Source organism: Stutzerimonas chloritidismutans, assembly GCF_020783375.1.
GTDB lineage: Bacteria > Pseudomonadota > Gammaproteobacteria > Pseudomonadales > Pseudomonadaceae > Stutzerimonas > Stutzerimonas kunmingensis.
Genome location: NZ_CP086067.1, coordinates 972,565 through 989,181, shown reverse-complemented (window position 1 = coordinate 989,181; position 16,617 = coordinate 972,565). Strand labels below are relative to the sequence as shown.

21 protein-coding genes are annotated in these 16,617 nt (G+C 58.3%); 14 read left to right on the top strand and 7 right to left on the bottom strand.

Annotation, left to right across the window (positions count from 1 at the left end):
• The first annotated feature begins 44 nt into the window (after positions 1-44).
• The 3 genes from LLJ08_RS04525 to LLJ08_RS04515 all read left to right on the top strand — a co-directional run bounded on the left by LLJ08_RS04525 (position 45) and on the right by LLJ08_RS04515 (position 3,941).
• A complete protein-coding gene (locus LLJ08_RS04525) occupies positions 45-443 on the top strand; it encodes a DoxX family protein (protein WP_023445827.1) in 399 nt (132 codons plus the stop codon).
• A 251-nt stretch (positions 444-694) separates the two neighbouring features.
• The gene (locus tag LLJ08_RS04520; RefSeq protein ID WP_228208306.1) at positions 695-2,410 is read left to right on the top strand and encodes a tannase/feruloyl esterase family alpha/beta hydrolase; all 1,716 of its coding nucleotides are present in this window, start codon (positions 695-697) and stop codon (positions 2,408-2,410) included.
• 271 nt (positions 2,411-2,681) lie between these two features.
• Entirely contained in the window at positions 2,682-3,941 is a 1,260-nt protein-coding gene (locus LLJ08_RS04515) for an OprD family porin (RefSeq protein WP_228208305.1), read from the top strand.
• 120 nt (positions 3,942-4,061) lie between these two features.
• On the opposite strand, the gene LLJ08_RS04510 is transcribed toward LLJ08_RS04515, so the two are convergent.
• The 6 genes from LLJ08_RS04510 to LLJ08_RS21075 form a co-directional block, all read right to left on the bottom strand.
• Positions 4,062-4,223 (bottom strand): hypothetical protein, encoded by a 162-nt coding sequence (locus tag LLJ08_RS04510; protein WP_172602747.1) that lies wholly within the window; start codon positions 4,221-4,223, stop codon positions 4,062-4,064.
• Between the two features lie 168 nt (positions 4,224-4,391).
• Positions 4,392-4,601, bottom strand: a complete 210-nt coding sequence (locus LLJ08_RS04505) for a hypothetical protein (protein ID WP_228208304.1) — start codon at positions 4,599-4,601, stop codon at positions 4,392-4,394.
• A gap of 225 nt (positions 4,602-4,826) precedes the next feature.
• Positions 4,827-5,792, bottom strand: coding sequence for a DUF4435 domain-containing protein (locus LLJ08_RS04500; protein ID WP_228208303.1), 966 nt, complete (start codon positions 5,790-5,792; stop codon positions 4,827-4,829).
• The gene (locus tag LLJ08_RS04495; RefSeq protein WP_228208302.1) at positions 5,789-7,138 is read right to left on the bottom strand and encodes an AAA family ATPase; all 1,350 of its coding nucleotides are present in this window, start codon (positions 7,136-7,138) and stop codon (positions 5,789-5,791) included. Before LLJ08_RS04495 ends, LLJ08_RS04500 begins: the two co-directional genes overlap by 4 nt.
• Before the next feature lie 338 nt (positions 7,139-7,476).
• On the bottom strand, positions 7,477-7,776 hold the full coding sequence (locus LLJ08_RS04490; protein WP_228208301.1) for a hypothetical protein: 300 nt from the start codon (positions 7,774-7,776) through the stop codon (positions 7,477-7,479).
• A 60-nt stretch (positions 7,777-7,836) separates the two neighbouring features.
• Positions 7,837-8,103 carry a DNA-binding protein gene (locus LLJ08_RS21075; protein WP_080977928.1) on the bottom strand — a complete coding sequence of 89 codons (267 nt, stop codon included), beginning with the start codon at positions 8,101-8,103 and terminating at the stop codon, positions 7,837-7,839.
• A 109-nt stretch (positions 8,104-8,212) separates the two neighbouring features.
• Here LLJ08_RS21075 and LLJ08_RS04480 point away from each other — a divergent pair, with 109 nt between their 5' ends.
• From LLJ08_RS04480 to LLJ08_RS04430, 11 genes are all read left to right on the top strand, one after another.
• Complete coding sequence (locus LLJ08_RS04480; protein WP_023445839.1) at positions 8,213-8,485, top strand: hypothetical protein; 273 nt, start codon at positions 8,213-8,215, stop codon at positions 8,483-8,485.
• Positions 8,482-8,808 (top strand): lysogeny maintenance protein PflM, encoded by a 327-nt coding sequence (gene pflM, locus LLJ08_RS04475; RefSeq protein ID WP_336512828.1) that lies wholly within the window; start codon positions 8,482-8,484, stop codon positions 8,806-8,808. Before LLJ08_RS04480 ends, pflM begins: the two co-directional genes overlap by 4 nt.
• A gap of 373 nt (positions 8,809-9,181) precedes the next feature.
• Positions 9,182-9,562: a hypothetical protein gene (locus LLJ08_RS04470; protein ID WP_228208299.1), complete on the top strand. Its 381-nt coding sequence runs from the start codon at positions 9,182-9,184 to the stop codon at positions 9,560-9,562.
• A 15-nt stretch (positions 9,563-9,577) separates the two neighbouring features.
• Positions 9,578-9,757: a hypothetical protein gene (locus LLJ08_RS04465; RefSeq protein WP_104098622.1), complete on the top strand. Its 180-nt coding sequence runs from the start codon at positions 9,578-9,580 to the stop codon at positions 9,755-9,757.
• Positions 9,754-9,969: a hypothetical protein gene (locus LLJ08_RS04460; protein WP_015277797.1), complete on the top strand. Its 216-nt coding sequence runs from the start codon at positions 9,754-9,756 to the stop codon at positions 9,967-9,969. The genes LLJ08_RS04465 and LLJ08_RS04460 overlap by 4 nt, the downstream gene beginning before the upstream one ends.
• Positions 9,970-9,979: 10 nt before the next feature.
• Positions 9,980-10,186, top strand: a complete 207-nt coding sequence (locus LLJ08_RS04455; protein WP_049325188.1) for a major capsid protein — start codon at positions 9,980-9,982, stop codon at positions 10,184-10,186.
• Positions 10,187-10,335: 149 nt separating this feature from the next.
• Positions 10,336-11,724 carry a virulence factor TspB C-terminal domain-related protein gene (locus tag LLJ08_RS04450; protein ID WP_228208298.1) on the top strand — a complete coding sequence of 463 codons (1,389 nt, stop codon included), beginning with the start codon at positions 10,336-10,338 and terminating at the stop codon, positions 11,722-11,724.
• Positions 11,724-12,050, top strand: coding sequence for a DUF2523 domain-containing protein (locus LLJ08_RS04445; RefSeq protein WP_179485150.1), 327 nt, complete (start codon positions 11,724-11,726; stop codon positions 12,048-12,050). Before LLJ08_RS04450 ends, LLJ08_RS04445 begins: the two co-directional genes overlap by 1 nt.
• A gap of 12 nt (positions 12,051-12,062) precedes the next feature.
• The gene (locus LLJ08_RS04440; protein ID WP_179485809.1) at positions 12,063-13,247 is read left to right on the top strand and encodes a zonular occludens toxin domain-containing protein; all 1,185 of its coding nucleotides are present in this window, start codon (positions 12,063-12,065) and stop codon (positions 13,245-13,247) included.
• Positions 13,248-13,393: 146 nt separating this feature from the next.
• The gene (locus LLJ08_RS04435) at positions 13,394-14,674 is read left to right on the top strand and encodes a hypothetical protein (RefSeq protein WP_228208297.1); all 1,281 of its coding nucleotides are present in this window, start codon (positions 13,394-13,396) and stop codon (positions 14,672-14,674) included.
• A complete protein-coding gene (locus tag LLJ08_RS04430) occupies positions 14,671-15,672 on the top strand; it encodes a phage integrase (RefSeq protein ID WP_179486396.1) in 1,002 nt (333 codons plus the stop codon). The genes LLJ08_RS04435 and LLJ08_RS04430 overlap by 4 nt, the downstream gene beginning before the upstream one ends.
• Here the strand turns inward: LLJ08_RS04430 and LLJ08_RS04425 are convergent.
• Positions 15,659-16,513 (bottom strand): hypothetical protein, encoded by an 855-nt coding sequence (locus LLJ08_RS04425; RefSeq protein ID WP_228208296.1) that lies wholly within the window; start codon positions 16,511-16,513, stop codon positions 15,659-15,661. The two genes, LLJ08_RS04430 and LLJ08_RS04425, sit on opposite strands and share 14 nt — an antisense overlap.
• Positions 16,514-16,617 lie beyond the last annotated feature (104 nt).

Sequence of the window (16,617 nt, the reverse complement as noted above, 5' to 3'; positions counted from 1 at the left end):
AGGCAGGGCCGCCGATTCCCGGCGCCGCAAGGGGACGCGCAACGATGACAGACGATGCAGGCAAACTGGTTCTCAGGCTCTCGGTCGGCGTATTGATGCTGCTGCACGGCATCCACAAACTGCTGCACGGCGTCGATGGCATCGGTGGCATGCTGGCCGGCATGGGCCTGCCGACGGTCCTCGCCTACGGCGTCTACCTGGGTGAGGTGGTCGGACCGCTGCTGGTGATCCTTGGCCTTTACACCCGCCTCGGCGCTCTGCTGATGCTGGGCAACATGGTCGTCGCGCTGGCGCTGGCGCACCGGGCCGAACTGTTCGACATCGGGCCGATGGGCGGCTGGGCCATCGAACTGCAGGGTCTGTTCCTGTTCGGCTCGCTGGCCATCATGCTGCTCGGTGCCGGGCGCTACAGCGTCGGCGGGATCAACGGCCGCTACAACTAGCAACCCGAGTGTCCGGCGCGGCGGACAGTCGTCCAGCGCGCCGGACACCTCTCTTCGCCGCTTCCTGCCCTTCGGCCATCCCGCAGCCTCCTGCGCTTCCGACTTTCCCCCTGAGCTAGAGCCTTCGCCCAAGCCGCGGCGACCGGCCATCGCCTGCTGCGCGCCCGCCCACGGCGGTGGCATGGCATTGGCTTTAGCGCTGTTGCGCCCGCGTGGCGCACGGCCCGACAACAAGAAGAAGGAAAGCCTCAATGATGCGTTCATCCTGCAACTCGCTTGCGCGCTGTTCCCTGCCCCTGGCCTCCCTCGCCGTGGCGCTGCTGGCCAGCCAGTCCGCCCAGGCGGCGACCTGCACCGAGCTGCTCGGCCGCGAGATACCGGCCGAGGCCATCGGCCTGCCCACCAGCGGCGCGCGCGTCACCGCGGCGACCCCGGTCGCGGCTGGCGGCAGCGCACCGCAGACCTTCGGCGCCTATTGCGATGTCAGCGCCGAGATTCGCCCGGTCGATCCGGCCGCACCGGCGATCCGCATGCGCCTGGTGCTGCCCGAGCAGTGGAACCGCAAGGCGATGATGTTCGGCGGCGGCGGTTACAACGGCACGGTGCCGAACGTCGCCGGCAACGTACCCGCCGGCCCGATCGATCAACCCACGCCGCTCGGCCGTGGCTACGCGGTATTCGGCAGCGATTCCGGGCATGTGGCCGATCCGCTGAGCCCCGGCTCCTTTGCCTGGAACGACGAAGCGCTGGCCAACTACGCCCACGACGCGCTGAAGAAAACCCGCGATGCCGCCGTCTACCTGATCGAACAACGCTACGGCGCCGCACCCGAGCGCAGCTATTTCGCCGGCGGCTCCACCGGTGGCCGCGAGGCGCTGGCCGTGGTGCAGCAATGGCCGACCGACTTCAACGGCGCCATCGTCCTCTACCCCGCCTACAACGCCCTGGCGCTGGACCTGCAGTTCGGCCGCATCACCCGCGCCCTCGCCCAGCCCGGCGCCTTTCCCAGCCTGGAGAAGCGCGCCGCACTGCTGGAAGCCGCGATGCAGGCCTGCGACAAGTTGGATGGCGTGCGCGACGGCATGATCAGCCATCAGGCCGCCTGCAATGCGCAGTTCGACCCGGCCCGCGCCAAGCTCAACGGCAAACCGCTGCGCTGCCCGGGCGGTGCCGACACCTCGCAACGTTGCCTGTCGGATGCGCAGATCCAGGCGCTGCGGGTGTTCAACACGCCGATCCGCTTCAACTTCCGGCTGGCCAGCGGCGAAACCCACTACCCCGGCTTCAACACCTGGGGCACCGACCTCGGCCGGCCGGGTGAAGGCCTGCAGCTGGTGGTCAACCGCCTCGGCCTCAACACCCTGCAGCCGAGCTATCCGATGCCCGTGCACGGCACCGGCTTCGCCGAGGGCGCGCCCTACCACTCGGGGTTCTGGGATGAATGGGTGCGCTTCTTCGTGACGCGCAACCCCACCTTCAGCTCGCTGACCCTCGACCCGCAGAACCCCGGCCCATGGCAGGCGCGCATCAGCGAGCTGTCGCTGCGCCAGGACGTCAACCAGACCGACCTCACCGCCTTTGCCCGCAACGGCGGCAAGATCCTCATGGCCCACGGCAGTTCCGACCAGCTGGTGAGCACCCGCGCCACCGCCGAGTATTACGAGCGCGTGCGCCGCGACATGGGCCCGGGCAGGACCAAGCACTTCCTGCGGTACTACGAGATCCCTGGCTACGGCCACGCCGCCAGCACCGTGTTCAACGCCGCCTGGGATTCGCTGACCGCGCTGGAAGACTGGGTCGAACAGGGCCGCCCGCCGCGCCGGCAGATCGTTGCCGACAGCGTCGGCGTGCCCGGCCGCACCCGCCCGCTGTGCGAATACCCCGGCTGGCCGAAGTACGTCGGCAAGGGCGATGTGAACGCCGCATCGAGCTTCGTTTGCGTACAGAGCCGTAAGGGCACCCGCTAGCAGCTGAACGGCGCCAGCTCCCGGGCCGGCGCCCTCCTCCAACCGTCTGCCGTGCTGGACACAGCCCCGCCAAAGCTGGCCGCACGCCATACATGTCCAGCCAGCCGGACGCTTCCCTGACCGCACCCGAGGCCTGCCACCGCACAGCGAAACCGCTCTGGCGCGCAGCATCCAGCCGATCAAATCCGCTATTCCCGCCACTGGCACGCCTTTCGCTCTATGCCTTGTAGCCGCCCGAGAGCGGCCCAAAACAACAACAAGAGGAAATACCATGCGACCGCACCACAAATCCCTCTGCCACATCCTCTGCGGCGGCGCCGTAGTGATCGCCACCAATCCCGCCAGCGCCGCCTTCATCGAAGACAGCAAGGCCGCTGTCGAACTGCGCAACTTCTACATGAACCGCGACTTCCGGCAGTCTGGCGCTGCTCAGTCCAAGGCCGAGGAGTGGGCCCAGGGCTTCATCCTGAAAATGGAGTCCGGTTACACCGAAGGACCGGTCGGCTTCGGCCTGGATGCCATCGGGCTGCTCGGCGTCAAGCTCGACTCCGGCTCCGGCCGTGGCGGCACCGGCCTCCTGCCACGCTCGGCTTCCGGTGAACCGGCGGACGACTACGGCACGGCAGGCCTGACGGCGAAGGCCAAGCTGTCCGCCACCACGCTGCACGTGGGTACCCTGCAACCGGTGATTCCGGTGCTGATGCGCAACGACAGCCGCCTGTTGCCCAACATCTATCGCGGCGCCTGGCTGCAGAGCAAGGACGTCGAAGGCTTCACGCTGGATCTCGGCATGCTGGATCGCACGAGCTACCGCGACTCTTCCAACTACGAAGAGATGACGGTGTTCAATGGCGGGCTGCGCAACATCACCTTTGGCAGCAATACGACAAGCGACGAGTTCCGCTTCGCCGGTGGTCGTTACGACTGGTCGCCACAATTGGCCACCAGCTACTACTACGGTGGGCTGGACGGCATCTACGACCAGCACAACCTCAGCCTGGTCCATGTGCTGCCGATCGGCGAGTCGCAGAGCTTCAAGACCGACCTGCGCTATGTGCGCTCCACCGACGATGGCGGCAGCAACGTCGACAACGACGCCTTCGGCGCGCTGTTCACCTACAAACATGGCGGTCACGCCTTCACCGGCGGTTACCAGCACATGAGTGGCGATACCGGTTTCGCCTACGTCGCCGGTGGTGATAACGCGTTGATCAACCTGCTGCAGATCAACGATTTCGGTAACCAGGACGAGCGTTCCTGGCAGGTCCGTTATGACTACGACTTCGCCGCCATGGGCATTCCGGAACTAAGCCTGATGACCCGCTACGTCTCCGGCGACAACGTCGACCGTGGCGCCGGCGCCAGCGAAGGCAAGACCTGGGAGCGCAACACCGACATCGCCTACGTCATCCAGAGCGGCCCGCTGAAGAACCTCGGCTTCAAGCTGCGCAACGCCACCACGCGAAGCAACTTCCAGAGCGACCTGGACGAGAACCGCTTTATCGTCAGTTACAGCCTGCCGCTCTGGTAAGCACCCACGCCGCAGCACCTCTCCTCGTTGGACTTCGCCGGGCTTGCGCCCGGCTTTTTTCGGGCATGAAAAAGGCGACCCTCGGGCCGCCTCTTTTATTCCGCCGCCTTGCCTCTCGGCTCAGCTCTGCTTGGTATTACGCCGCAAAATCTCGTTTACCCGCTCGGCGGTATACACCCGCTTCGCCTCGTCGCTCGGCTTGTGCCGAACATCGAGCATCACACCCGCACTGATCGCCAACACACAAACGATCACCGAGACCGCAGACAGCAACGTATTCATCACACGCCCTTCAGACACCAAAGAAACCGCTAGCGGAGGATGGCTCCCCGCGAAATGGCGCCGATTCTGCGCCGCACCACGGGTAACGTCAACGGCAAGAGAAGGCGCCACAGCCCGCTGATACCGCGGCCTCACAAGAACCTGTTCGCCAGCCTAACGCCCCAGCTTTCACGGCACCGCAATCTGCAAACTGCCCAAGGCAATTCGCACAAACACCGCCCAACCCACGGCGCTCAAAACACCCAACGCCAGATAACCCACCACAATCCCCAACGCGATCTGCTTCCACAGCCCGGCATGGGGATCACGGTTGTAAACAACCGGCTCCACGGAACGAACATCCCGCTCAGCACGAATCTCATCGAAACGGTCACGCATGGTTTACCTCGGTAAACGGAACAGCAAATAGAAGGAATGAAAAAAGGCGGCTAGCTTTGGCTAGGCGCCTTTAGATGTCTAGTGGGGAGCGATTAAATGCAGCGCTGAGCATTATGAATCACTGACGTAAGGCCTTGCTGAACCAAAGAAACCCATAAATCGGGCCTTCCAGCTCCTCTCTTCCCCCGCTGTGCCAGAGCGTTTCAGAAACGGTTATTGATGTAGTCACCCTACAAAACCTCGACCCTCTCGATGCTCATCATTTATCGCAGCTAGAAATTTATATAGGCAGTCAGGGGTCTTTACATATTGAGAAACTGTTGAGAGAACATGATTGGACATGGCTGGGTTCTCTGTTTTGACTTTTATTCCAAAGTTTTTATGCGTAATGTCAGATAGGTATCCATCATGTTTCAGTGAGTCAAGGTAAGCTTTCAATAGCAGTATCTCCTGCTTTCCTCTAAAGCGCCTCATGGGTTGTTCTGAGATTTCTTTCCAAATTCCATTGGTGTTAACGAATTCTCTGAAGTGCGTCTTTTCGCTGTGCCGATTTTCTAGAAAAGCAGGGCCTCTCTTAAGTTTGATTTTTATATTTCCTCTTGGCAGGCTTACCTCTATTTTTAAAATCTTGTCGAGACTTATTTTTCTATCATTCTTAATTCTTCTTACATAGAGAAATACTGAATTTATTAGCTTTATCTTGTTACTGCGATGGAACTCGGCCTGCAGTGCTTGATATTCTTGCAGAAGGAAATCTAATATTTCGTCTCGGTTCTTTATTTCGGACTTGGTAAGTCCGCACTCCGCCTCTAAAAGCCTTTTTATTGTTGTTGGGTCACAATATAAATTCTCAACCGAATAGCAAGGGGTTGTGTAGACATCCATTGACGGAATTTTTTCATCGAAGTCGCGATCAACAAAGAAGTATACACTATCCTCTTTAAACTTCGGGTGCTTTCTTATTCTATCTCTTAGTTCAATTACTTTAGATTTTCCGCCAACGGATAGGGTTTTCCATTCTCTTTTTATTATCGCGTCAAATTTTGCTGTATAGAATTTGGGGTCATCTTTCCCCTCAAGCACAAAGATGGCTTTTTCCCTGCCGTCTTTAGTTCTGGATTTTATATACTCTACAAAATAGACTTCTGGCTCTTCGGCGAATTCCAATAGCTTCTCTAGGCGGTCTTTCATTTTAGCTCTGCCGCATCAATGAAATAAGATTTTAGGTCGCTTGCATAGTCTGTTGTGTTCGCAATAATAAATGGGCTGTGCGTCATTGCTAACAGCATTTCACAACTACCGCTTTCAATTACATCTGGCAAAAGCTGCCGCTGCCACTCTACAGATAAAGAAAGCTCCGGTTCGTCGAAAAGCACAAATAGTCCTTTGCCTTTCTCAAGCATCAATTTGGAGAAGAGAGACACAATTTGCTTTTCGCCTGATGATAGCTGCTCGAACTTAATGTCATTTCCTGTTTCGTCGCAGGTTATGAATACTTCCAGCGTTGTTTCGTCATAAGTCATTTTTTTATTTACGAAATATTTAGAGCATATTTCCGAAAATTTGCTTAGTGCATTATCTTTTTCTCGCTGCTCCAGAAATGCGCTATACATTTTGGACAGGAAATACACAAGCGCTTCGTTTTTTGCATCATTGAAATCCTCTGGGGATTTTACTTTGTGCGTGATTAGTTCCTTGTCCTCAGGCGAGAGTGATTTCCCAAATCGATTAAGGACAAGGCCTAGTGATTCGATATTGTCAAGAATCAGCTCCCGGTCCTCTTTAGTGAGGGAGAGCCCTTTAACGAGGCGGTTAAGAATTTCCCCGTTAATGCGAGACATGGAATCATTGCAAGAGGTTAGTATTTCTTTTTTAATTGACTCTAGTGTGGCCTCTACATCTGAAAGACCAAAACGTATATGTTCGTTACCTTGAATTCCTTCATCCAAATTCAGGGATGAGATTAAGTCCTCAACCCTTCGGTATGTCGGAAGGTATAAGGTCTTTAATGGAAAGTTATCCTTAATCGACTTGAAAAAACCTAAGTTTTGCTTTTTTAAAGCGACTGATTCTTTTTCTTCTATCAGCTCGCGAAGTGCAATTGAGCTGAAGGGATAATTCCTGCTTAGGTGTCTTTCTTGTGAGTCGTTGCGGAACAGATCTCGCAACTCGCTGTGGATGTTTTTGCTTGATGTGTTTCTTGAGACTATCTCAAGGATTGTTGAGAATGTCTCTTCGTCTGTTTTTGATCTTATGTGTTCGTATGCCCTAGATTCCCACTCATACTCAAGGTCGCTTTTTAAAATGCTTATTGAGTCCTTTACATTGGAGAATTTTATTTCGATCGATCTAAAGCTGGCGTCCCGTAGTTTTTTTATGTTTCCAGTGAGTGTTGCGTCAATGATTTTGAGTATTGTTGTTTTGCCCTGTCCGTTCTCGGACAGCAAAATGCTGTAAGGTGTAGAGAACTCGATGCTAATGTCTTTATGGCCGTGCATGCCATATATTGAGAAATACTCAATTATTGGGACACTCATTTTGTTTCCTTTTCTATTTGCGTCGATATGATTTTGGGGATGTGGGGAAGCTGCTACCGGTGCGGTAATTTTTATCTAAGTTTATATCGCAATTGGTTGTGGCTAAGGCGGGATTGGAACGGTTCCGGCTATGTGGCCTCGGAAATGCCTCCTTTAGCTTGCCGACAACAATTACGTTGCCGAAATTCATGGGCAAGCTGCCCAAGGTAAGGAAAGTGTCTGTGATCGTGATAACGATAATTCGCCAAGTACCGGATTTCTTCGCATATAAATGTTCCGGTGCGTCATTCCAATCAGCTTGCATGACTTCTCCCTAAGTCTTTCGGGCGTACCAGCACCTAGCTACTTTCTGTGTGATCGATGTTTCCGTTTGGGTTAGGCGAGTCTTCGTCGGTCTCGCCAGGAACAGAACTCGCTGCTTCCGAGCGGCGCCGTTCGGCTTCCTTCACACGAAGGGATTCGATGTAGCCCTCGGCTTGTTCTTTTTTCTCCCGCTCCATTTGCTGCGCCTGGACTTCTTGGTGGGCTTTCTCTGAGCGCGACTTGGCAAACTCTTGCATCCCTTGCGTGCCTTGGTAGATGGCAAACATCGCAGCCACGGTCACGCCTGCTTTAAGCAGCGCACGCTCAATATCCATATCCGTCCCCTCCTCCGTTCCTTCGGGCGTACCAGCGCCTAGCTACTTCCTGTGTAATCGCTATCCCGCGTTTGGATTGGTCAAGTTTCGGTTGGCCTCATCGTACTCGGGGCTTGTCTGGCCGCACTCGGGTGCGGTGGTCCCAGTAACAAGCCATAAAGCGTACTGAGGAAAGACCTTCACGACAGCTTCGATCTCTGCATCAGAAAGGCGCGCCTTACCGTTGCGAATGTTGCCCCACCGATACCGGTCGATGCCGGTTTCTTTCTCAAACCAGACACTTGTTCGCTTGCTATCAAAAAGGCTTATAAGCCGCTCTTTTATCATTCTAAAATGATCTACTTAGTAGCTTGTACTCAGTAACGCATGAGGCATAATGCGCTCAGCTTAGTAAGTATTACTTAGTGGTCGATTGGATGATTATAGGGCAAAAGCTATGGAGCAGTCTGGTGTAGTGGGGTTAACCATCGAAGGCCAAGCCGAACGGATCGTCAGCTTCCGAGAAGCGCCGTTCTGCACGCAGCTCGTGTTGGCCGAAATGATGGGCGTCGAGCAGATCACCGAAGACGTTGTGCGCGGCTGGGTGGAAACCTACACCCTCCCGACGGTGAAGATAGGCCGCCGCCGCGTCATCAACCTGCACCGCATCCGCCGCGACATTGAGCGGGGCAAGTCGGTGTTCTGCCAGGGGGATTACGCCGATGAATGAGGCCATCGACCATGAGCGCCTACAACCGGCTTCCCCACGCACCGGACTGCGACTGCTCTGTCTGCTGGTCCGGACACGAAGTGGCGAAACCCGCTCCCTCCCCGTCCACACGCTGCGCCCAATGCCTCCCCGCCGCTGCACGGCCGATACGCACGCTGCAAATGGGCTGCGTCGGTGGAACCTGGAAGCCTCTGGTCTCGGAGTGGACAGTGGAACCGGCCTTTATCTGCGAGAAGCACATGCCACCCGACCGCCCCGCGAAGTGGTGGAGCGTTGCTTACCAAGATTCAACCTCGGCGCCGAGCGAGCAGTTTCCGTTCTAGCCGAAACCCCGACCGAGGCCGAACAGGTCCTGGGCCGCGCTCCCGGCTCGTCGGATCACGCTTCACCGATCCGGCGAACGGAAGCACGGGCGGAGCGCACCCTTGACCCTGCACGAACAGAAACAGCCTCCGCTCGTGAGTGTGGGGCAGCTTCACCGCCCCGCGCTCCCGAGCCCTCGGCGGCAAGAGTGGGATGACAAGGGCAAAGCCCTTGGTGTTAACCAACTAGAGAACACGCACAACGCGAAGTTTTAACCGGTAGGCCAAGTAACAGATCACCTCGGCGAACTTGCGAGTTCACCGGTTCGGGATCGCTCGGCCTGCAGAAAGCAAAGCCGCGCAATAAAGCGCAACTAGAGAGAGGAAACACAAGATGGCACGTTCGACTATGGAAGTTGCATTTCTCGGCACTCAGAAACTCGCCTTCAGCCAAAACGGCAGCGAAGTAAAGATCGTCAAAGTCTTCTATGGCGATGAGCCGGACGGCCAGACCGAAAACGGCCTGTCCATCGTCAGCATGGATGTTCCCCTGGAAGTGGCCGACGAAGTGTTTGCCTCCGGCGCCAACTTCGAACCGCTGGAAACCGTCCGCATCCACTTCGAGGTTGCCCGAGCCGGCAAACAGAAGGGCAACAATCTCTGCCTGCACTTGGAATCGGTGAAGCCCGCCACCCAGCCCGCCAAGCCCACCCAGCAACCGACCCCAACCGCCAAGCCATCCGGCACCCAGCCGGAACCGGCCAAAGCGAACTAACCGGGAGGGGCGGCCATGCTGATCGATGACCGGGTGTACTGCGACTGCTGCGGAAACGACATGGGCAAGCTCATGGCGCTCCCCGCGCCGCAAAGCGACCTGCTGCCAGACCTCAGCCTGCCGCCCCACTTCGCCGTCTGCCCCGACTGCGAACCCTCCGAAGCAACCGCCGACCTCGAGCAGGCCGGCGAATGAATTTCCTCGCCTGTGACGGTGACTGGCTGCAAGGCGCCGATGGCTCGCCCATCTGCTCCGGCTCGCTGGTCGCCCTCACGGTCGAGGAAATGCAAAGCCTCTACGGCTCTGCACTGACCTGGGACCAAGTCTCCGAGCTGCAAGGCGAAGCGATTGTTCTATTCGCCACCGTGTTCGGCTTCCTGGTCCTGAAAAAAGCCCTGAAACAGTGAGGTATCAACCATGCAACACATCAAGACCCTGCGCCGCTCCCTGGGCGCCGCTGCTGCAACCGGCCTGCTGGCTGTTCAACAGGCCTACGCCGCCGTCCCGGCCGAAGCCACCGAAGCCCTCGACACCGCCGGCACCGACGTTGGGACCATCGGCTGGGCGGTGTTCGCCGTGATCATCGCCGCGATGGCGTTCAAGTACATGCGCCGCGCCCTGTAACCGGAAACCACGCACTGCATGTGCCGAAGCAAACAAACCCCGCTCCGGCGGGGTTTTCTCTTCCAGGGAAACGCCATGAGCTACGAACTGTACGTCCTGATCCTCACCACTCTGGCGTTTTATCTCGTGTTTTTTGGGCGGGTGTAGGGATGGATCGTTCACCACTGATCATTCTCGTCTTCGCTTTGGCCTCGCTCTTCATGCAGGTAGCACAGGCAGAAGACTTTTATTGGACCGCTGGAGTGAGTGCTGGCGCGTACAAATTTGATTGGCGTGGCGCCGACCCTGCGCAGGGCTGCGCCGCGTTCGCCACCAGTCGGTCGGCGAGCATCACCTCGCAGGCCTACAACACCACGGGCATCTCCTATTCCTGTGTAACCAACGCTCTGGCCAGTCCCCGAAGCATCACCATCTTTCGCCACGGGACCAGTTGCCCAGCAGGCACCGTTTACAACCCGTCCACCTTCCGGTGCGAGACGCCGAACCGCTGCGAAGCGACCATCGGCCAGGTCGTCACCCACGAACACAAGATGAAGGAAGCGGTCGGTCAGCCTGTGATCGATCCGCCCGGCTCGGTCTGCGCCAATAGCTGCCAGTACGCCTTCGGCTTCACCCCGGCCAGCAACGTCTACGTCTACAGCAGCGGCAATCCGTCCGGCGTGTTTGGCGTTTACAGCTATACCGGCAACGGCATCGAGTGCAACGAAGACACCCGCAAGGAGCCGGGCAATCCTGGCCAACAGACCGACCCCGACGAAACCCCGACACCTGACCCCGATAACACGTGCCCAGATGGCTACGTCTGGAACGGCACCTTCTGCAGCGTTGAGCCTCCGGAGCCGTGTGACCCCGAAGTCGAGGTCGGTGGCTGTGATGACACCGAAAACCCCGATCCCGATGAGCCCGGCGATGGCGATGAGGACGGCGAGGGTGACGGTGAAGGTGATGGAGACGGCGAGGGGGATGGCGAAGGAGACGGTGACGGCGACGGTGACGGCGATGGCGAAGGTGATGGCGAAGGTGATGGCGAGGGCAACGGTGATGGTGATGGCGATGGCGATGGCGAAGGAGACGGTGAAGGTGATGGCGAAGCCGAATGCGACCCCGCCAAGGACCCAAACAAGTGCGGCAAGTCCAGCGTAGAAGGCGAAGCCTGTGACGCTGAGGTGAAGTGCACGGGCGATGCCGTGCAGTGCGCCATCCTTCGCCAGCAAAAGGAACTGCGCTGCCACGCTGAAGAACAGGCCGACTTCGAAAAGCACAAGCCGGCCATCGAATCCGCTGTCCAGGGCGACAAGTTTCAGCTCGAGGAAGGCGCCGAGATTCAGCTGCCGTCCTTCATCAACCAGGGCACCCGCTTCCTGCCGGCTACGTGCCCTGCCGCCGAGAGCTTCAGCCTGCGCACTGGCGGCGGGCGCTCCTTCCAGCTCAGTTACGAGCCCCTCTGCCGCGCCGCCAGTGACTTGAGCGGCCTATTCGTGGCCGTGGCTACCGTGCTCGCTGCCCTGTATGTGGGCCGCTCCGTAGGAGGTCAGTGATGCAGTTTCTCTTCATCGTGCAGATGCTCGTCATCATCCTCGGCCCGCTGGTGAAGATGGTGCTGAAGATGATCGGTTTCGGCTTCGTCTCGTATATCGGCTTCAACCTGATCATCGGCCAAGCCCAGGACTACCTGTTCGGCCTGATGGGCGATGTGGGGCCGGTGATCCAGGGGATTCTCGGGCTGGCCAAATTCGATGTGGTGGTGAACCTGTACTTCGCCGCCATCTCCACGCGCTTCATGCTCGCCGGGATCGACAAGGCCACCGACCGCCGTCGCAATCAGGTCTGGCACAAGCCGGGCGGCACCTCCATCGAAGCCTAAGGAGGCGCCGCTATGCTCGTTATCCGCACCGGCAAGCCCGGCCATGGCAAGACCCTGAACACCATCCGCGAAGTCGATCAGAAGGCCCACGCCGAAGGTCGTGTCGTCTACTTCCACAACATCAACGGCCTCAAGCCCGATCAGCTGCAAGCGCAGTGGTTCGAGTTCGAAGATCCCGAAAAGTGGTTCGAGCTGCCGAACGATTCAATCATCGTCGTCGACGAAGCGCAGGGCTGGTTCGGCGCGCGCGATCCACGGGCGCGGCCACCGGAGCACATCACCCGCTTCGAGACCATGCGCCACCAGGGTCACGAAGTGCATCTCGTCACTCAGGACCCGCGATATCTCGATGTGCACCTGCGCCGGCTGTGCAACACGCACATCCACTACTGGCGCGTCTTCAAGTCCGCCCAGCTGCTGCGCTTCGAGTCGGAAGTGGTAGTGGAAAAGGTCGAGCTGAAGACAAGCTTCAAGGACGCCGACAAGAAGTCGCTGCGCCTGGATAAGCGCTACTTCGGTGCCTACACCAGCAGCAACGCCAAGCACCACTTCCAGGCCAAGGTGCCGACCAAGTTCATCCTGGCCATCTGCGTGCTGGTCGGTGCCGGCATCCTCGTTTATCGCGCTTACGAGCGCTACAACACCGAGAAAACCGCGCTCGAAGCCACCAGCAGCGCGCCGGCCGGGAGCATGGTCGATCAGGTAAGGGATACGGTCGGCGCCTTTATCCGGCCAAGCGCCGACACCGAACGGGCCGCACCGCTCACCGTCGAGCAGTACCTGGGCAAGCGCGTGCCCAGGGTGCAGGACCTGCCGGCATCGGCGCCGGTGTATGACGGCCTTACAGCGCCGCAGACCTTTCCGAAGCCCGTGTGTATCGCCACCACCGACCGCGATCTGATCGCCCGCAATTACAAGCGCATGCAGGTTGGTGACAGCGATGAAGGGCTGACGGGGTGTCGGTGCAACACCCAGCAAGGCACGCGGCTGGAAGTGTCGTTCGGCTTCTGCATGTCGGTCGTGCAGAACGGCTACTTCGACGACACCAAGCCCGACCCGGAACCGCCACAAGCGCCGATGCACGCCGACAGTCCGCCTCCGGCACTTGAACAGGCGGTCGCCAGCGGCCTGCAGTCAGCCCCTAAAGGCTCGTCTGTGGTCGTCGTGCCCTATGAGAAGGGGAAATTCCTGTGGTGATGACCGTCAGCGCGCGTGCGCTCCGCGCTCTTTGCACGCGCGGCGAGGCACGAGCCGGCGTGCAAACGCGCGCGCTGACGTCCCTGTAGCACGTCAGATAAATCCAACCGAACAACCTTAGTAACCCATAGTGAAGGGGAAACAGAATGGCCAATAAAGACTTCAAACGAATCGATCTCCTGACCGGGTTGGAAGACAGCCGAAGCCGGTTGTTCGTTGACCCGGGCACAGCCCGGATAGCCGATCTATCCAACGTCCGCTTGTTGCACTGCGGCGTCGATACGGTCCGCCAGCTGTACCGCGGACTGATCCGTCCCGAGGTCATGGCCCTGTTCGAGAAACCGGGCGTCATGGTCGAGTTCGCCGGGGAGTTCTGGCACGCCGGTCGTGTTGGCCGGGACTCGGGCTACCAGTACAAGCTGCAGAACGCTGACCTCGGCTTCATCCTGCTCATCAAGAATTTCAACGCGAAGCTGGAACAGATCGGCCCACACCTGAAAATCGAAGTGTCACCGCATGCCATCGACGCCCTGTCGCCTGAGCGTCTGCAAGAGCGGATGGACTACTACGCTGCAGCCGTAATGACCAACCGCGAGCGGAACCAATGCGCCGTCCACCTCGCCTTGGATCTGCAAGGCTGGACGCCCCCAGCTGACCTGACCGCTCGCATGCACTGTCGCGCTCGTGCAAACCGCGATATTTCGGGCATCAAGGAGATTCAATGGACCATGGAAGCTGCCACCTATGGTCGGGGGCAATCCTTCCTGTTCGGCTCCGCTGGTGGCGTACAGCTCGGAATCTACAACAAGACGATCCAGGCTCGCTCCCAAGACAAACTCGACTACTGGGAAAGCGTCTGGCGTCGCCGTAATTCGTTCGATTCGACCGATCCCGAGAACTACGATCCGAGCCAGGATGTATGGCGCATCGAGCTGCGCTATCACCATTCGGTCGTCCAGCAGTTCGCCAGCGGCTCGATTGACGCGAAGACCGGCCAAGCCCTCGAAACGGACTCCTATGCCGCCTTCTCAGCCCATCTGGACGGTCTGTGGCGTTACGGGCTGGGTCAATTCAAGCTGCTCGCCCGCCCCGGCTATTTCGAGCCCATTTGGACGCTGATTCGCGATGACATCCGTGTCGATGTGCCGGTCGACTCTCTGGTCGATGAAACCGAATACAAGCGCTACTACAAGACGTCACGGGGCTTCTCGGGCAAGAACGTGGAACTGTTCTTGGGAAACTTCGTAAGCCTGCTGGCACGGGAGCGAGTGGGCGCTAAAACCGCATTTGATCGACTGAAGGAATGGGAATGCTGGCCGGTGATTCGCGATCACTACGCTGCCAAGGACATGGCAGAGCGGGATCTATACAAGCACATCAAGAACCTGCTCCAGGAACGGCATGTGCGATGGGGTCGCGCTATATGACGGCAAGGAAGGACGGTAAGACGTGGACCGCTGACTTCTACGAAAACGGGAGAAGCGGACGCCGTATCCGCAAGAAGGGCTTTCTGACCAAGGCCGCTGCCCAGCGCTACGAAACGGATTTCTTCAAGAGCCTGACGCTAACCGGGCGACCGCTAGATGATCGGCTGTCGGATCTGGTGAACCTCTGGCATCAGCTGCACGGTTGCACGCTCAAGGACGAGAAGACACGCCTGTCGAGAACGTTGGCGATCGCGAAACGGCTTGGCGATCCGCTCGCCTCTTCCTTCGATGCACTGGCATGGGCGCGGTATCGGCAGCAACGGTTGAAAGAGGCGTCTCCGCATACGGTCAACCACGAGCAACGCTACCTGTCCGCCGTGTTCGCGGAGCTGATCCGGCTCGGTGCCTGGGTAGGAAAGAACCCGCTCGCCAATGTCCGCCAGATCAAGACCGATCAGGTAGAGCTGACCTTTCTCACGCTGCCGCAGATCCGCCAGCTGCTCGAAGAGTGCAAACGCTCCACCAACAATCACACCTACCCCGTCGCCCTACTCTGCTTGGCTACCGGTGCCCGCTGGGACGAAGCCGAGTCGCTGACCCGTGCCGCGATCTACGGTGGCAAGGCTCACTTCCACCGAACCAAGAATCGACAGTCGAGATCCGTACCGATCCCGAAGGATGTTGAGGATCTGGCGTTGAAGGTGGGCATGCCTGGAAACGGTCGGCTGTTCATGCCCTGCCGGTCGGCCTTTCGGTGTGCATACAAGCGTTGCGGCTTCGATACACCGGGCCAGATGACCCACATCCTGCGGCACACGTTCGCCAGTCATTACATGATGGCCGGTGGGGACATTCTTGGCTTGCAACGGATCCTGGGGCACTCGTCGATCACGATGACCATGCGCTACGCGCACCTGTCGCCGGATCACTTGGAATCGGCACTGCGGCTCTCGCCACTCTCACAACTCCGTGTAATGGCGAAAGCTACTCAGCCCTGAGCTGCTTTGAACGGTACCAGCGAACCCACTTTCCCGTGATCTCATCTTTTCTCTTGATGAGCTCAAAGCACCCTGACTCGGCAACAAGCTGCTGCCAACTGTTAAGTCCGATTTGGCGAAAAGCGTCCTCGGCTACGCCTAGGCATTGAAGGTATGCGGTTGCGCTAGCTAGATCAGTGTATCCGTCTGGCGCACTGAGCTTTTCGGCATCCCGGAGCGCTTTCACCTCATCCAACGCGCTCCACTCGTCGCGGTTGCGTGGTGGCAAAGTAAACAATCTGCAGGCCACGTTCGGATCGGCCAAGCGCTTAGCCGCCTCTTCACGCGCTCGAGTCATAAGCTCAGCGAACATCTTCAACTCGCTTAACCACTCCCTGGTTCGCAGCAACAAGCTGTTGAGATAAAGCTCAGCTCCTTCGCACGAATCTTCGCTATCGAGGCTGAAATCTTCGAGGAAGTGATGAGCCAGGTAATTCCGCTCCCTTACCAAGCTTTCTAATGACTCCAGCTGAGCAACGTAACTTTCTTCAGTCGCAAAGACTTGGTAGAACCTTATGTTCAGACTTTCCCGAGCCTCGGTTTGATTCGGTGTCTCGATCGCTCCGCATCGGCCTTCATAGGAAAGAGCTACAGAGCGAAAAGCTTTGATCAGCGAGCCAAGGGTCGTATTAAAAGCAATCTGCTTCGCTCCCGCATCAGATGCATCGAAAGTCTGATCAAGAAGAGGCAGGAGCTCCTTAAGGAAAACTTCGTATCGCTGAAAATTGAGAGTGCACTTACCGACTAGCGTTGCGATTTTCTCGCGTGACGCGTCAGTGCTTTGAGGCAGGGGGTGTGGCATTCCATGCATCCGGGCTCGAATGCTGGCGAGAGTATCCGGCTCCACGGGGAGTAGTCGAGCCGTAGTCACTTCGTAGTCACCGGCACAAACAAAAAAGGGGCTAG